The sequence below is a fragment of the Pseudomonas sp. R3-52-08 genome (genome assembly GCF_003851745.1).
In the GTDB taxonomy this organism is placed as follows: domain Bacteria; phylum Pseudomonadota; class Gammaproteobacteria; order Pseudomonadales; family Pseudomonadaceae; genus Aquipseudomonas.
This window is the reverse complement of sequence record NZ_CP027730.1, coordinates 1,617,647-1,632,345: the sequence shown is the minus strand read 5'-3', so window position 1 is coordinate 1,632,345 and position 14,699 is coordinate 1,617,647. Positions and strand designations below refer to the sequence as shown.

Below are 14,699 nucleotides of genomic sequence, written 5' to 3'. Positions count from 1 at the left end.
AAGAAGAGGCCACGGGAAACGGTGCGGGAAACCGATAAAAAGTCGTCAGCAGAATCAAAGGGTAAAAAGCCGAAGCTTCAGGCGCCGCACTTTGTAGACGAACGGAGGCGATTGCCTTCCACGCCCGATCTGGTGACTGAGGATTAGCTGCCGGCTACACGGGCGCGGAAACGCATTATGGAGCGTCTTTCGAAGCGGGCGGCTGGCCCGAATCCCTGGTTAAAACATATGAACTGAATGCCAGAAAATCGCCCAGGTGTTTAGTAATGATGGCAACCGTGATCGGCAACTGAAGCGTCTGATACTCATGCACTGCGATGTTGCGGAAACCGACCATATTTTTCAGGTTGGTCAACAAAGAAGGATTCACCCATCCGCCCTGTGCCAGCAATTCGAACACATCACGAGCGCCCTGGGGAACGCCCAGGCGCTCACGACGGATCAGATGCTGCCCCATGTCCAGCGCGGCCTCGCAGGCGCGCTGAATATTGAGAATGGCCGCATCCTGACGGGTAAAATCGGTGGCGAAACTGGCAGGATCTTTTTCGTATTCCTCGCGAGCTCGAGCAACACAACGCTCGATGCTGGCAGCCTTGTTAATGAGTACATCATCGACCATATACCGTCCCGTCCTTATGAATGTCGACTAGCAGCTCAGCCCTGGCAGAATCCAACGCGGTTTTCTCGCTGAGAATATAGCTTTCAAAAATACCAGCCTGACTGTCCCTACTCCAGAGTCGACGCCCAGTCGTTATGACTTGGTATTGCATGACCGTCGAAGCCGCACGCAAGTCCAGCAAATCAACAGGGACTTTGACGATATCCGCCAACTCTCCGGATAGACGCCACAAGTGCAGTGGGTCAATGCTCCCCTCAATCAGCGCAGCCAAGTCAAGATCGCTGTCAGCATTGGCCTCCCCCGTCACCTGGCTACCAAAGACGTACACCGCCAACAGGCCTGGAAGATTAGCCTGTAAATGTGTGAGCACTTTTTCAAAATTCATGATCGACCCACATTGTCATCAGGTGGTGATGACCGTAGCAGAATTCATCTGAGCATTTCTGCTACAAAAACAAAAACCCCCAACAACATCAAAGTTATTGGGGGTTTTCGTTTATAAATAATGGCGGAGAGATAGGGATTCGAACCCTAGGTACCGGTGAAGGTACAACGGATTTCGAATCCGTCCCATTCGGCCACTCTGGCATCTCTCCAACGGCGCGCATCATAACAGCCTGTTTCGTGGAAGCAAAGCTCTGTTGAGATTTTTTTCCGTGCTATCAGATGCTTGCGTCGATTACAGCGGTACGCCGAGACGCTTGGCGACTTCTTCGTAGGCTTCGATGACGTCACCGAGGCCCTGGCGGAAGCGGTCTTTGTCCATCTTCTTCTTCGTGTCCTTGTCCCACAGGCGGCAGCCGTCAGGGCTGAATTCGTCGCCCAGGACGATGGAGCCGTCGTGGAACACGCCGAATTCGAGTTTGAAGTCCACCAGCAAGAGGCCGGCGTCGTCGAACAGTTTGCTCAGCACGTCGTTGACCTTGAGGGACAACTCTTTCATGCGCGCCAATTGTTCAGCAGTGCCCCAGCCGAAGGCCACGACGTGGGATTCGTTGATGAACGGGTCGCCCTTGGCGTCGTCCTTCAGGAACAGTTCGAAGGTGTAGGGATTGAGCTTGAGGCCCTCTTCCACGCCCAGGCGCTTGACCAGGCTGCCGGCAGCGTAATTACGCACGACGCATTCGACGGGAATCATGTCGAGCTTCTTGACCAGGCACTCATTGTCGCCCAGCAGTTTGTCGAATTGGGTCGGAATACCGGCCTCTTCGAGTTTCTGCATGATGAAAGCGTTGAACTTGTTGTTCACCATACCCTTGCGATCAAGCTGCTCGATGCGCTTACCGTCGAACGCCGAGGTGTCGTTGCGAAACAGCAGGATCAGGCGGTTGGCGTCGTCGGTCTTGTATACCGACTTGGCTTTGCCGCGGTAGAGTTCTTCACGTTTTTCCATGATGGGCTCCGCTTTGAGTGAGGTGGGCTAGGCGATATGTCGCCAGTCGAGCCCTGAATCTTGATCGGCCAGTTGCAGCCAGTCCGGGTCGCACCCGAGGGTGTCGACAAAACATTGCCGGGCAAGCGTCGGCAGGTTGTTCTTGCTGCTCAGGTGGGCCAGGACCAGGTGTTGCAGGTCTTGCCAGCCCAACTCATACACCAGGTACGCCGCCTGATGGTTGTTCAAATGTCCCAGTTCGCCGCCCACCCGCTGCTTGAGAAAGTAGGGGTAATGACCGCGAGCCAGCAGGTCCCGGCAGTGATTGGACTCGATCATCAAGGCATCGAGGTCGCGGTAACCGTCCAGCACCTTGGCGCAGTAGGAACCCAGGTCGGTGAGCACACCGAAGCGCCGCTCGCCGTCACTGAATACATATTGCGTGGGTTCCTGAGCATCGTGAGCGACCGCGACAACACTGATGCTCAGGGCACCGATCTGCAGTTGCTCGCCTCCCGCCAGGAAACCTGCGGGTTCAACGGGTTTGCGCATCCCGCGCAACGTGCCGCGACTCATATACACCGGAAGATTGTAGCGCCGAGACAGCAAACCCACGCCATGCACGTGATCGGCATGTTCGTGGGTCACCAGAATCGCGCTCAGCTGCGCGGGGTGAACCCCCAGGCGCAGCAGGCGCCGCTCGGTTTCTCTTAACGAGAAACCACAATCCACCAGTACGTACGTGTCGTCGTGGGCGACCAGCGTGCCGTTCCCTTGGCTACCGCTACCGAGAACAGCAAAACGCATCGGATCAGCCCAGGTTGTCCTGAATCACGCCCAACACTTTGCGCGCTGTTTCAGCTGGCGCGACGGTGTTGATGTTCTTCTCGACCGTGACTTGCACGCTCTCGCCAACCTTGCTCAAACGAACCTGGTAACGCTCGGCGCGGGTCTCGACTTCTTCCTTGGTCGGCTGGCTGCCGAACAATTTGCCGAAGAAACCTGGCTCGTCGTCTTTTTTCTCGGCCTTTTCAGCCACGTTGATGTAGTACAGGCCCAGGCTGCGGTTGATGTCTTCAACGCGCCAAGGACCCTGCTCCAGCGCGCGACCGACGCTGGCCCAGGCACGATCCAGGTCTTCACCCAGGTTCAGCACCACGTTGCCGCTGCCATCTTCGGTAAGGCTGACGCGGCTCGGTGTGTCGTAATCGCGTGCGGCGAGCAGGGAAACCGAGCCGCCCTTCTCGGAGATACGGCTCATGCTGGCCAGCATCTCGTCGACCAGCGCGGCGTCGACACCGGTATTGACCGAGCGGTTGGTGAAATCGACGTTGGCGGTGCTGCCGGCAGGACGCTCGGCGCTGACCACATAGACTTCACTGGTATTGCGCTGCACGCCTGGCTCGATGCGCACTCGCACACGGGCTTCATTATCGGCGGCTACACCACTGGCCTGCAGACGCTGGGCCATGTTGGCGGACAGTTCGCTGCCGCGCTGCCAGGCCGTCGTGAACTCACCGGTCTGCGGACGCTGTTGGTCGAGACGGAAACCGTTGTCCTGGAAGAACTGCACGGCCACCGGCCAGACTTCGGCGGGTGGGCGCTGAGCCACGATCCAGCGGTTGTCGCCACTCTTCTGCAGGCTGTAGTCGCTGGCATCGGCCACCGCCGTGATCGGTTGCGGGCGTGGCACCACGTATTCGCCCTTGACGGTGTCATCGGCGACATTGCGCGGAATAGGCAGCAGCGGGTCGAGGCGCTTGGCGACGCTCACGTCAGGCGGCAGTTGCATCGGTTTGGTTGCTTGCGCTTCCAGGTAATCGCTACCGCGGTCACGGAAGTAGCCTTCCGGGCCCCATACCCAACCGCAGCCACTGGTGCTGGAGATAATCAAGGCAAGTGCGGAAAGTCCGGCCAATCGCTTCATGCGTAGTGCTTCCTCAATTAAACCAGGACGCCGGACTGGCGCAGGGCCTGTCGCAGCGGTTCGTGACAGGCTTCGCTGAGCCGGGTGAGCGGCAGACGGATACCGTCCGGCATCAGGCCCATCTCAAACAGCGCCCACTTCACGGGAATAGGGTTGGATTCGATAAACAGTGTCTTGTTGAGCGGCATCAGCTTCTCGTGGATCGCACGTGCGGTCGTGGCGTCACCGGCAATGGCGGCGGCGCACATTTCGCTCATGGCGCGCGGGGCGACGTTGGCGGTCACGGAAATGTTGCCCTTGCCGCCCAGCAGCATCAGCTCGACCGCGGTGGCGTCGTCACCGGAATACACCAGGAAATCGCTGCTCACGCCGGCAAGGATGTCCTTGGCGCGCTGCAGGTCGCCGGTGGCTTCCTTGATACCGATGATGTTCGGCACGGTGGACAGGCGGATCACCGTCTCGGCTTTCATATCGCACGCAGTGCGGCCGGGTACGTTGTAGAGGATCTGCGGGATGTCGACAGCTTCGGCAATGGTGCGAAAGTGCTGGTACAGGCCTTCCTGAGTCGGCTTGTTGTAATACGGAGTCACCAGCAGGCACGCATCGGCGCCGGCCTTCTTGGCGTTTTTGGTCAGCTCGATCGCTTCACGCGTCGAGTTGGCGCCGGTACCGGCGATCACGGCGATGCGGCCCGCAACGCGCTTGACCACGAACTCGATCACCTGGATGTGCTCTTCCACATCGAGGGTGGCCGATTCACCTGTGGTGCCGACCGCTACGATGGCGTTGGTGCCTTCTTGCAGGTGGAAGTCCACCAGTTTGCCCAGGCTGTCCCAGTCGAGATGACCTTGTGCATCCATGGGTGTGACCAGTGCCACCATACTGCCCGCAATCATGCAACCGCTCCTGCCGGAAAAAGAGAGCCGTAATGGTACTGGCGCCAAGATGCTTGTACAAGCGAAGTACCGTGCGAGGATGCGTTCTGGCGTAACTAAACGACGGGCAATGCCATCATTGGACCAAAGCACCGCGTGAAGCACGCCGTTCACGTAATGAAAACGCCACCTCCTAGCCCTTGGCGATGGTTTTCGCTACCCTTCATCCTTTGATCGATACAGCTCTGACGGTATCGACCGCTCATCGCTTTAGGAAGGCTGCATGTCCACCCCCACAGTTCGCGAACAATTCCTTGTTATCAGTGCCCTCGGCGCCAACCCCATGGAGCTGACCAACGTCCTGTGCCGCGCCAGCCATGAAAACCGCTGCGCCGTTGTGACCTCGCGCCTGACCCGCCATGGCGAGTGCAGTGCGCTGGTGCTGCAGATTTCCGGCAGTTGGGACGCCTTGGCGCGCCTGGAGACCGGCCTGCCTGGCCTGGCCAAGAAGCACGACTTCACCGTTAACGTGGTGCGCAGCGCAGCCCTGGAAAATCGTCCACAGGCCCTGCCTTATGTGGCGTATGTCAGCTCGGCCTACCGCTCGGACATTGTCAACGAGCTGTGCCAGTTCTTTATCGACCACAACGTCGAGTTGGAGAACCTGACCTGCGACACCTATCAGGCGCCACAAACCGGCGGCACCATGCTCAACGCCACCTTCACCGTGACCTTGCCGGCCGGCGTGCAGATCAGTTGGCTACGCGACCAGTTCCTGGATTTCGCCGACGCCCTGAACCTTGACGCCCTGATCGAGCCTTGGCGCCCACAGAACCCCATGTAAGGACTTGCCCATGCCGATAGCCATCGACACACCCGTAGCCGATTTCGAAGCCCAGGCCACCAGCGGCCAGACCTTCAGCCTTGCGGCCCTCAAGGGCAAGCAAGTGGTGCTCTATTTCTACCCGAAAGACAGCACCCCAGGCTGCACCACCCAGGGCCAGGGTTTTCGCGACCAATACGCCGCGTTCCAGGCCGCCAATACCGAAGTGTTTGGCGTGTCGCGCGACAGCGTGAAGTCCCATGAGAACTTCAAGAGTAAGCAGGCGTTTCCGTTCGAGCTGATCAGCGACAAAGACGAAGCGGTGTGCCAGCTGTTTGATGTGATCAAACTGAAGAAGCTGTACGGCAAGGAGTACCTGGGCGTGGATCGCAGCACCTTTCTGATCGACAGCGAAGGTGTGCTCCGTCAGGAATGGCGCGGCGTGAAAGTGCCAGGGCATGTGGACGCGGTCTTAGCGGCGGCGCAGGCGCTGAACAAGGGCTGATCTTCAGCCCATAAAGCCATCAGGCTTTGCGCAACCAATAACGGTACACACCTGCCGCTTCTTCTTCCTGGACCAGCGTGTGGCCCGCCAGCTTGGCAAAGGTGCGGAAGTCGCGCTGGGAGCCTGCGTCCGTGGCGGTCACTTTGAGTACAGCCCCGCTGGCCAGTCGATTGAGCTCCAGCTTGGCCTTGAGCAAGGGCAGCGGACAGTTGAGGCCGCTGGCGTCGAGTTCGGCGTCAAAGGCTACAGCGTCGGTCATGGTGTTACTCCAGGCAAACATTTGAGCTGCTTAGAATATCTGGTCCGAAGCTCAGTGTCCGGCTACAGTAAGCTCTTTGTCGAAAGGCTTTGTGCATGACTTTCCTGCGCCCTACCCTGCTGACGCTGGCCTGCCTGCTGGCCTCCCCGGCCTTCGCTGACGAGCTGCCCTCACTTGGCGACGCCAGTTCTGCCATTGTCTCGCCGCAACAGGAATATCAACTGGGCCGCGCCTGGCTGGCCTACCTGCGCGGCCAGGTCTCGCAACTCAACGACCCGCAGCTCAAGGACTACGTCGAAACCAGCGTGTACAAGCTGGTGGAGACCAGCCAGGTCAATGACCGGCGCCTGGAATTCATCCTGATCAACAGCCCACAACTCAACGCCTTCGCCGCACCCGGCGGGATCGTCGGGGTCAATGGCGGCTTGTTCCTCAATGCCCAGACCGAAGGTGAATACGCATCGGTGCTGGCCCACGAATTGGCGCATTTGTCCCAGCGCCACTTTGCTCGAGGCGTGGAAGCGCAGTCGCGCATGCAGATCCCGATGATGGCTGCCCTGCTCGGCGGCATCATTGCTGCCGCAGCCGGCGCTGGCGATGCAGGCATTGCCGCGATTGCCGGCTCCCAGGCCGCCGCGATCCAGGAGCAGCGTCGATTTTCTCGGCAGAATGAACAGGAGGCCGACCGTATCGGCATCCTCAACCTGGAGAAAGCCGGCTACGACCCGCGCTCCATGCCTACCATGTTCGAGCGCCTGATGCGCCAGTACCGCTTCGACGCCAAGCCGCCGGAATTCCTGTTGACGCACCCGGTGACGGAATCGCGGATCGCCGACACCCGCAACCGCGCCGAGCAGGCCAAACCCGGCGGAAAGGAAGACAGCCTGCGCTATCAGTTAATCCGCGCTCGGGTGCAATTGAAGTACGAAGACACGCCAGGCCTCGCCGCCAAGCGCTTCCAGGCGCAGTTGGACGAGAACCCGAAGAACGATGTGGCGCGTTATGGCCTGGCCATCGCCCAGATCAAGGGCACCCAGCTCAAGGAAGCACGGGAGAGCCTGGCACCGCTGCTGGCCAAAGCGCCCAACGACATCACCTACAACCTGGCGCAGATCGAGCTGGACATCACCAGCAATCGCATGCCAGACGCACAACAACGCACTGACCGCATGCTTGCCCAGTACCCCAGCAACTACCCGCTGAACCAGGTACGCGTAGATCTGCTGCTCAAGCAGAATCGCACCGCTGATGCAGAGAAAGCCCTTAATGGCTTGCTCAAGTCCCGCCCGGATGATCCGGACGTGTGGTATCAGGTCGCCGAGACCCGTGGGTTGTCGGGCAATATCATCGGCCTGCACCAGGCACGCGCCGAATATTTCGCGCTGGTGGGCGACTTCCAGCAAGCCATCCAGCAACTGGACTTTGCCAAGCGCCGCGCAGGCAATAATTTCCCACTGTCCTCGCGCATCGATGCACGCCAGCGCGAGTTGATCGAACAGGAGCGCCTGGTGAAAGGGATGATGAGCTAAACCCATCGCCCACAAAAAAGCCCCGCCATCATTCACCGATGGCGGGGCTTTTTATTGGGCTGGAAGGCTACTCGGCCAGCTTGAAGGTGATGAAGCTGGCACGCCCCTGACGCAGCACGCGCATCGACACCGAACGATTCTTCGGCAACGCCTTGGCGATGTCGGCGAATTCCTTGGTGGTATCGATCGCCTGATTGTTCAGGTGGGTGATCACATCGCCCGGTTGCAGGCCGATCAAGGCGGCTGGGCCGTCCAGCACTTCCTTGATCACGACACCGCTCTTGAGATCGAAGGTTTTCTTCTGCTCGGCAGTCAGCTCAACTACCGCAATGCCCAAGCGGTTGCTGCTGCGCTCGGCGCCTGGCTTGGCGTTACCCAGAGCATCCAGGGTCGCGCCCTCTTCCGGGATTGCCCCCACGGTGAGCTCGACATTCTGGCGCTTGCCGTCACGAATCACTTCCAGCTTGGCTTTGCTGCCCGCCTTGAGTGCGCCGACCAGATGCGGCAAGTCAGCCGACATGATGATCGGTTGGCCGTTCATGCTCAGGATCACGTCGCCAACCCGCAGGCCGCCTTTGGCAGCCGGGCCGTCGTCCTGGATCTGCGCGACCAGTGCACCCGCCGGCTTATCGAGACCGAAAGACTCAGCGAGGTCCTTGTTCACTTCCTGGATCACCACGCCCAGCCAACCGCGACTCACTTTGCCACCGGCCTTCAACTGATTGGAAACGTCCATCGCCACGTCGATCGGAATCGCGAAAGACACGCCCATGAAACCACCGGAGCGGGTGTAGATCTGCGAGTTGATCCCGACTACTTCGCCGGCCAGGTTGAACAGCGGCCCGCCGGAGTTGCCTGGGTTGATCGGCACGTCGGTCTGGATGAACGGCACATAGTTTTCATTGGGCAGGCTGCGGCCGATGGCGCTGACAATGCCCTGGGTGACGGTGTGGTCAAAACCGAACGGCGAACCGATCGCCACCACCCACTGGCCTGCTTTCAGGTCCTGGGATTTACCCAGTTTAAGCACCGGCAAGTCTTTGCCTTCGATTTTCAGCAAGGCCACGTCGGAACGCGGGTCGGTGCCGACCAGCTTGGCTTTCAACTCACTGCGGTCGGCCAGGCGCACGAGGATCTCGTCAGCATCGGCAATCACGTGGTTATTGGTGAGGATATAGCCGTCGGGCGAAATGATGAAACCGGAGCCCAGGGACTGCGCTTCGCGCTGGCCACCGCCACCACCGCGCGGGGTGCGTGGTTGCGGCATGCCTCGCTCGAAAAACTCGCGCAGCATCGGCGGCAAGCCTTCCAAGTCGGGCATCTGCTGGTTCGAAACTTTGCGATCCGGCAATTTCTGCGTGGTACTGATGTTCACCACCGCAGGCGAGGCCTGCTCCACCAGTTGGGTGAAATCAGGCAGCTCGACCGCTTGTGCGGGCACGGCCTGACCCAGCACCAGCACCGTGGCGACTATGGATAAGTAAGATTTCAAACGTGGTATCGACATACAGCTCCCGTTACGACGAGCAGGGTTGAGCGACAGGGTTCAAAAAAAGCCGGAAACCGCGCCCGGCATTTTTTGTTCCGCGAACAAAACAAGGCAAGGGCCGAGAAGCCCTGACCTATAAAAAACATAAGGATTTTTTGCAAGTGAAAATGCTGATCCAGACATTTCATGCTCTCGACAGGCACCCTAGCATGGCAGCAGGGTGAAAGATCAGGATGAACACTGGATTAACGACTCACGGATTGGCTGCGGCCTTTTCACCGCGAACCGACAACGCGATGCGCTCAGCGGTGCCGATTGGGATTTCTCCGACAACCGTCACCATCATCTGCCCGTCCACCGTATTCACATGCCGCGACACCGCAACCGTAGGCCCAAGCTGAGTGCGGGTTTCCGACACACTCGCGCCGTCGGTGGGTTCAAGAAATACCGAGAAACGTGCAAGCCCATCATCGTACATCAAGCTGTCGAGGGTGGATTTTGTCTGCGGGTCTCTGCGCGATGTAGTGCTACTCAGCTCAAAGCCAGGCGGCAACCAGTCCAGGTGCCACGCGTTGGAGGCGGGCGTTTGCGATGTCTCGCTGCGGCCAATCGCAACAGGCGTGCATTCGCTGCTGGGCTGCAAGTCTCGATCAACGGGAGAGGCAGACGTATTCAATCGAACAAACTGAAAGCGCTCCAGCAGTCGCCCCTGCTCGCTGAGTAGCAACGACTTGAGGGGTAACGCGGTTTCACGATCCAGGTGCAACTCGAAACCATAGCGGTAAGGGTCGCGCGGGGTGATCGAAACAATAATTGCATTACGACCGGCCACGCGAGATTTGCCGATAACGGCCAGCTCGTAGAATTGATTGAGTTTTTGCGGGTTCAGCGAACGTGACGCACTGTCACGGGAATTACCCAGGCCGGCGACAAGGGTGCCGCTGACGCACTGAGTGTGACCTTCTACCCGCACGACTTCTTGGGCAGAACCATCGAGCTGCAAAAGCCGCTCCCTGACCTGACCGTCCTGGACAAGGTGCCAGATATCGTAGGTAGAAAAACTGCCGTTACGCTCATAGATGAACGTACCTTGAAAGCTTTGCTGCTGCTCCGCACGCCCAAGTCGAGTCAGCCAGTCTTGGGCTTCATCGGCATGGGCGGATAGTGCAAACCAACTACTGAACAAGAGCGTAAGGAGCGGTATGGCGCGCATAGGGCTCCTTAGCGGTTCAGCGGTTTTCCAGGCTTGCTGCGCGAGCGTATGGCAGAGCACTTTCAGCGTTCTTGCCAGCCGCTTCCTGTGCATGTTGACGCAGGTAGCCTGGGAGACGCTGGTCCTGCCAGCCGGATTGCCCCTGAAGCACACCGTTAGCCATAGGGCCGGCGGTATCAGAGCTTTCCTTGTAGCCAGCCAGTACAGCCGGGCCTTTGACTTGCGGACCGGCCATGACCGGTTGCTGAGTCTGCTGGGCCAGTTCGGCACCAGCGATTTCGTCTTGGTTGTATAGACGAACACCGGCCAGTACGGCGACGGTCACCGAAGCAGCGACTGCCAGACGACCCAGGCTACGCCATGGACCACGAGCAGCTTTTGCCGGAACGGCTTCATCGGCCAACGCGGCAGAAACGGCCGCAGCAATATCCAGACGAGGGATTAGAAGATCCTTGTGCATCACCGCCCGAGCGACTTGGTAACGAGACCAGGTATCACGGGTTTGGGCATCATCAAATGCGTTGAGCACTCGACGAAGTTCCAGTTCATCCGCTTCGTTATCCATCACTGCGGACAGCGATTCCTGCAGGGCATCACGACTCATGGCGGTTCCTCTCTTGGCTGTCGCCGCTGTCTTTAGTTTTCCTGCAACAACGGTTGCAAGGCTTTGTCGATGGCTTCCCGGGCCCGGAAAATCCGTGACCTTACAGTCCCCACCGGACATTGCATGACGCTCGCAATGTCTTCGTAACTCAGACCATCGAATTCACGTAAAGTTAACGCCGTACGCAAATCTTCTGGCAGTTGCTGAATTGTTCGATGAACGGTTCCCTCGATTTCGTCGCGCAGCAACGCACGCTCCGGCGACTCGAGATCTTTGAGGCCGTGATCACCATCATAGAATTCAGCATCTTCTGAACTGACATCACTGTCTGGTGGGCGGCGGCCGCGAGACACCAGATAGTTCTTCGCCGTGTTAATGGCGATGCGATATAGCCACGTGTAAAACGCACTATCACCGCGGAAATTGCCCAGTGCACGGTACGCCTTGATAAAGGCTTCCTGTGCAACGTCCTGCGCTTCATGGGTGTCGTGCACAAACCGCACGATCAACCCGAGAATTTTGTGCTGATATTTCAGCACTAGCAGATCAAATGCGCGCTTGTCGCCGCGTTGTACGCGCTCGACCAGCTGCTGATCCTCTTCCTGGGTTAGCATGAACACTCCTCGTTGTACTCGAAGGAGGCTTGCATAACTAAACGATCAGGCTTGTAAACATAGACTCGGGCTTTTCGCAAAAGTTCTCCCCCTTCAAGCAAGTTTCCGGCACGCACTGATTTGGCACACACGAAAAACGCAGCTCAGGCAACGCCGGCTGCGCGAATAATCTTTTCGTCGGTTTTCTGACGCGTCCAATGCTCCCGACGGGCCAATAAACACAACGTTTTTCCCAGCTTTCGGGCAACCTGCTATTGAGTCGGGGCTTATGCAAAAAGTTCCCGCTCGCTGACTGGCTGTTTAACCGGGTGCTGTGCACCGTAATCTCACAATGCCACGAATGCCTGGCTATTGTGCCGCTCCACCCCTCTATATACTAGTGGTCCGTGTGCCCCTTTGATTCGCCGATCCAGGCGTCCTGCTTGCGCCTCCTCTTCGGATCGCTTTTTGCGGAATCCATTCAATGAGCCAACAGTTTCAACACGATGTCCTGGTGATCGGCAGCGGCGCCGCCGGCCTGAGCCTGGCACTGACCCTCCCAAGCCATCTGCGTATAGCCGTACTGAGCAAAGGCGACTTGGCCAACGGTTCGACATTCTGGGCACAGGGCGGCGTCGCTGCCGTACTGGACGACACCGACACCGTACAGTCCCATGTCGAAGACACCCTCAATGCCGGCGGCGGCCTGTGCAATGAAGACGCGGTGCGCTTCACCGTCGAGCATAGTCGCGAGGCGATCCAATGGCTGATCGACCAGGGTGTGCCCTTTACCCGCGATGAACACGCGGGCAGCGATGACGGCGGCTTCGAGTTCCATCTGACCCGTGAGGGCGGCCACAGCCACCGCCGCATCATCCATGCCGCCGACGCCACCGGCGCCGCCATTTTCAGGACCTTGCTCGACCAGGCTCGCCAACGCCCCAACATCGAATTACTGGAGCAGCGAGTCGCCGTCGACCTGATCACCGAAAAACGCCTGGGCCTTCCCGGCGAGCGCTGCCTCGGCGCCTATGTGCTCAACCGCACCAGCGGCGAAGTCGACACCTACGGCGCGCGCTTCACCATCCTTGCCTCAGGTGGCGCGGCCAAGGTCTACCTCTATACCAGCAACCCCGACGGGGCCTGCGGCGACGGCATCGCTATGGCCTGGCGCTCGGGCTGCCGGGTGGCGAACCTGGAATTCAACCAGTTCCACCCCACTTGCCTGTACCACCCCCAGGCCAAGAGTTTCCTGATCACCGAGGCGCTGCGCGGGGAAGGTGCACACTTGAAGCTGCCCAATGGCGAACGCTTCATGCAACGCTTCGACCCGCGCGCCGAGCTGGCACCGCGCGACATCGTCGCCCGCGCCATCGACCATGAGATGAAGCGCCTGGGCATCGACTGCGTCTACCTGGACATCAGCCACAAACCCGAAGCCTTCATCAAGACGCACTTCCCCACCGTCTATGAACGCTGCCTGACCTTCAACATCGACATCACCAAAGGCCCGATCCCGGTCGTGCCTGCCGCGCATTACACCTGCGGCGGCGTAATGGTCGACCAGCATGGCCGCACCGACGTGCCCGGCCTGTACGCCATTGGCGAAACCAGTTTCACCGGCCTGCACGGCGCCAACCGCATGGCCAGCAACTCGCTGCTCGAATGCTTTGTGTATGCGCGCTCGGCGGCGGCGGACATCCTCGAACAACTGCCGCGCATCGCGGTGCCGGCCGCCCTGCCGCGCTGGGATGCCAGCCAGGTGACGGATTCGGACGAAGACGTGATCATCGCGCACAACTGGGACGAGCTGCGGCGCTTCATGTGGGACTACGTGGGGATCGTGCGCACCAACAAGCGCCTGCAACGGGCACAGCACCGGGTGCGATTGCTGCTGGATGAAATCGACGAGTTCTACAGCAACTATAAAGTCAGCCGCGACCTGATCGAATTACGCAACCTGGCCCAAGTCGCCGAGTTGATGATCCGCTCGGCCATGGCGCGCAAGGAAAGCCGAGGGCTGCATTACACCCTCGACTACCCGCAGATGTTGCCTGAGGCCCGCGACACTATTCTGGTGCCAGCCACCTACGGCGACTGAACTTCAAGCGTACGCGCAGGCGCCGATGCATATCCGCAGCCTGCGCGTCGTGAGGCACGCACGTCGAGCGCACCCATCGTTCACCTTGCACCCGATAGCGCAGCACCACGACCAGCGGCAGCGCCAGGCTGTCGGGCCGTAACTGCACGCTGTGCCAGCCGCGCTCGGCGCTGAACAATTGCCAGCCATCCTCATCGCGGCGCAGGCCCCGAATCGACGAGCGGTGAGTCAGCAACACATGCCGCGGCAACACCCAGGCGGCGTGGGCCAGGCACGCCAGCATGCCAAGGGATGCAAGCGGCAGATCGACTACCAGACAGGCACCCAATGCAAACAGTTGCGCAATCAGATACGCCGCCAGCAACAGCCGTGAGGCCTGCCAGCGGCACTCAAAACGGTTACTTGGGCTGGACACGGTCCAGGATCATCCGAACCATGCGTTGCAGTTCCGGATCTTCCGATTCGGCGCGCTCCATGAACCAGCCAAACATGTCCTGGTCTTCGCATTCCAGCAGCCGTACGTAAAGGTCGCGATCTACCTTGTTGAGCGTCGCGTAGACTTCTTTGGTGAAAGGCACCAGCAACACGTCCAGTTCCAGCATGCCGCGACGGCTGTGCCAGTAGAGGCGATTGATTTCTACATCTTCGACCATGGAACGCTCCTCAAATAGAGCGCAAGTATACAGGCCCGACGGCACCGGGACAGCCGGCTTTGGTCGCGCCCCATGGAAACTATGCATTTGCCGGGCGCCCCTCTATGATGCACCCATGACTTTTTGACCTGCGATGA

The 14,699-nt window shown here is 59.3% G+C and carries 17 protein-coding genes and 1 tRNA gene; 4 read left to right on the top strand and 14 right to left on the bottom strand.

What is annotated here, in order from left to right:
* Positions 1 to 175: 175 nt before the first annotated feature.
* The 7 genes from C4J91_RS07510 to dapA all read right to left on the bottom strand — a co-directional run bounded on the left by C4J91_RS07510 (position 176) and on the right by dapA (position 4,814).
* Entirely contained in the window at positions 176 to 619 is a 444-nt protein-coding gene (locus tag C4J91_RS07510) for a DUF86 domain-containing protein (RefSeq protein WP_124361742.1), read from the bottom strand.
* Entirely contained in the window at positions 609 to 1,004 is a 396-nt protein-coding gene (locus C4J91_RS07505; RefSeq protein WP_124361741.1) for a nucleotidyltransferase domain-containing protein, read from the bottom strand. The genes C4J91_RS07510 and C4J91_RS07505 overlap by 11 nt, the downstream gene beginning before the upstream one ends.
* A 121-nt stretch (positions 1,005 to 1,125) precedes the next feature.
* Positions 1,126 to 1,215 (bottom strand) — tRNA-Ser (locus C4J91_RS07500).
* 83 nt (positions 1,216 to 1,298) lie between these two features.
* Positions 1,299 to 2,012 carry a phosphoribosylaminoimidazolesuccinocarboxamide synthase gene (purC, locus tag C4J91_RS07495; RefSeq protein WP_048726015.1) on the bottom strand — a complete coding sequence of 238 codons (714 nt, stop codon included), beginning with the start codon at positions 2,010 to 2,012 and terminating at the stop codon, positions 1,299 to 1,301.
* A 27-nt stretch (positions 2,013 to 2,039) separates the two neighbouring features.
* Positions 2,040 to 2,798 carry an MBL fold metallo-hydrolase gene (locus C4J91_RS07490; RefSeq protein ID WP_124361740.1) on the bottom strand — a complete coding sequence of 253 codons (759 nt, stop codon included), beginning with the start codon at positions 2,796 to 2,798 and terminating at the stop codon, positions 2,040 to 2,042.
* Between the two features lie 4 nt (positions 2,799 to 2,802).
* Positions 2,803 to 3,918, bottom strand: a complete 1,116-nt coding sequence (gene bamC, locus C4J91_RS07485; RefSeq protein WP_124361739.1) for an outer membrane protein assembly factor BamC — start codon at positions 3,916 to 3,918, stop codon at positions 2,803 to 2,805.
* A 17-nt stretch (positions 3,919 to 3,935) separates the two neighbouring features.
* On the bottom strand, positions 3,936 to 4,814 hold the full coding sequence (dapA, locus tag C4J91_RS07480; RefSeq protein WP_124361738.1) for a 4-hydroxy-tetrahydrodipicolinate synthase: 879 nt from the start codon (positions 4,812 to 4,814) through the stop codon (positions 3,936 to 3,938).
* 262 nt (positions 4,815 to 5,076) lie between these two features.
* On the opposite strand from dapA, the gene C4J91_RS07475 reads away from it, so the two are divergent.
* Positions 5,077 to 5,637: a glycine cleavage system protein R gene (locus tag C4J91_RS07475; RefSeq protein WP_003189463.1), complete on the top strand. Its 561-nt coding sequence runs from the start codon at positions 5,077 to 5,079 to the stop codon at positions 5,635 to 5,637.
* Positions 5,638 to 5,647: 10 nt separating this feature from the next.
* A complete protein-coding gene (locus C4J91_RS07470; RefSeq protein WP_124361737.1) occupies positions 5,648 to 6,121 on the top strand; it encodes a peroxiredoxin in 474 nt (157 codons plus the stop codon).
* Positions 6,122 to 6,140: 19 nt separating this feature from the next.
* On the opposite strand, the gene C4J91_RS07465 is transcribed toward C4J91_RS07470, so the two are convergent.
* Positions 6,141 to 6,380, bottom strand: a complete 240-nt coding sequence (locus C4J91_RS07465) for a sulfurtransferase TusA family protein (protein WP_124361736.1) — start codon at positions 6,378 to 6,380, stop codon at positions 6,141 to 6,143.
* Positions 6,381 to 6,475: 95 nt separating this feature from the next.
* On the opposite strand from C4J91_RS07465, the gene C4J91_RS07460 reads away from it, so the two are divergent.
* Positions 6,476 to 7,909, top strand: a complete 1,434-nt coding sequence (locus C4J91_RS07460) for a M48 family metalloprotease (RefSeq protein WP_124361735.1) — start codon at positions 6,476 to 6,478, stop codon at positions 7,907 to 7,909.
* Positions 7,910 to 7,976: 67 nt separating this feature from the next.
* On the opposite strand, the gene C4J91_RS07455 is transcribed toward C4J91_RS07460, so the two are convergent.
* The 4 genes from C4J91_RS07455 to rpoE form a co-directional block, all read right to left on the bottom strand.
* Complete coding sequence (locus C4J91_RS07455; RefSeq protein WP_124361734.1) at positions 7,977 to 9,416, bottom strand: DegQ family serine endoprotease; 1,440 nt, start codon at positions 9,414 to 9,416, stop codon at positions 7,977 to 7,979.
* A gap of 235 nt (positions 9,417 to 9,651) precedes the next feature.
* Positions 9,652 to 10,611 (bottom strand): MucB/RseB C-terminal domain-containing protein, encoded by a 960-nt coding sequence (locus tag C4J91_RS07450; RefSeq protein ID WP_124361733.1) that lies wholly within the window; start codon positions 10,609 to 10,611, stop codon positions 9,652 to 9,654.
* Between the two features lie 16 nt (positions 10,612 to 10,627).
* Positions 10,628 to 11,215, bottom strand: coding sequence for a sigma-E factor negative regulatory protein (locus C4J91_RS07445; RefSeq protein ID WP_057723059.1), 588 nt, complete (start codon positions 11,213 to 11,215; stop codon positions 10,628 to 10,630).
* Between the two features lie 32 nt (positions 11,216 to 11,247).
* Complete coding sequence (gene rpoE, locus C4J91_RS07440) at positions 11,248 to 11,829, bottom strand: RNA polymerase sigma factor RpoE (protein ID WP_003172477.1); 582 nt, start codon at positions 11,827 to 11,829, stop codon at positions 11,248 to 11,250.
* Between the two features lie 463 nt (positions 11,830 to 12,292).
* Here rpoE and nadB point away from each other — a divergent pair, with 463 nt between their 5' ends.
* Positions 12,293 to 13,909, top strand: coding sequence for an L-aspartate oxidase (gene nadB / locus C4J91_RS07435; RefSeq protein WP_124361732.1), 1,617 nt, complete (start codon positions 12,293 to 12,295; stop codon positions 13,907 to 13,909).
* Here the strand turns inward: nadB and C4J91_RS07430 are convergent.
* Both C4J91_RS07430 and C4J91_RS07425 read right to left on the bottom strand, forming a co-directional pair.
* Entirely contained in the window at positions 13,878 to 14,324 is a 447-nt protein-coding gene (locus C4J91_RS07430; protein ID WP_124361731.1) for a protein YgfX, read from the bottom strand. The genes nadB and C4J91_RS07430 overlap by 32 nt on opposite strands.
* Positions 14,308 to 14,562, bottom strand: a complete 255-nt coding sequence (locus tag C4J91_RS07425; protein WP_049709510.1) for a succinate dehydrogenase assembly factor 2 — start codon at positions 14,560 to 14,562, stop codon at positions 14,308 to 14,310. Before C4J91_RS07425 ends, C4J91_RS07430 begins: the two co-directional genes overlap by 17 nt.
* Between the last annotated feature and the right edge of the window lie 137 nt (positions 14,563 to 14,699).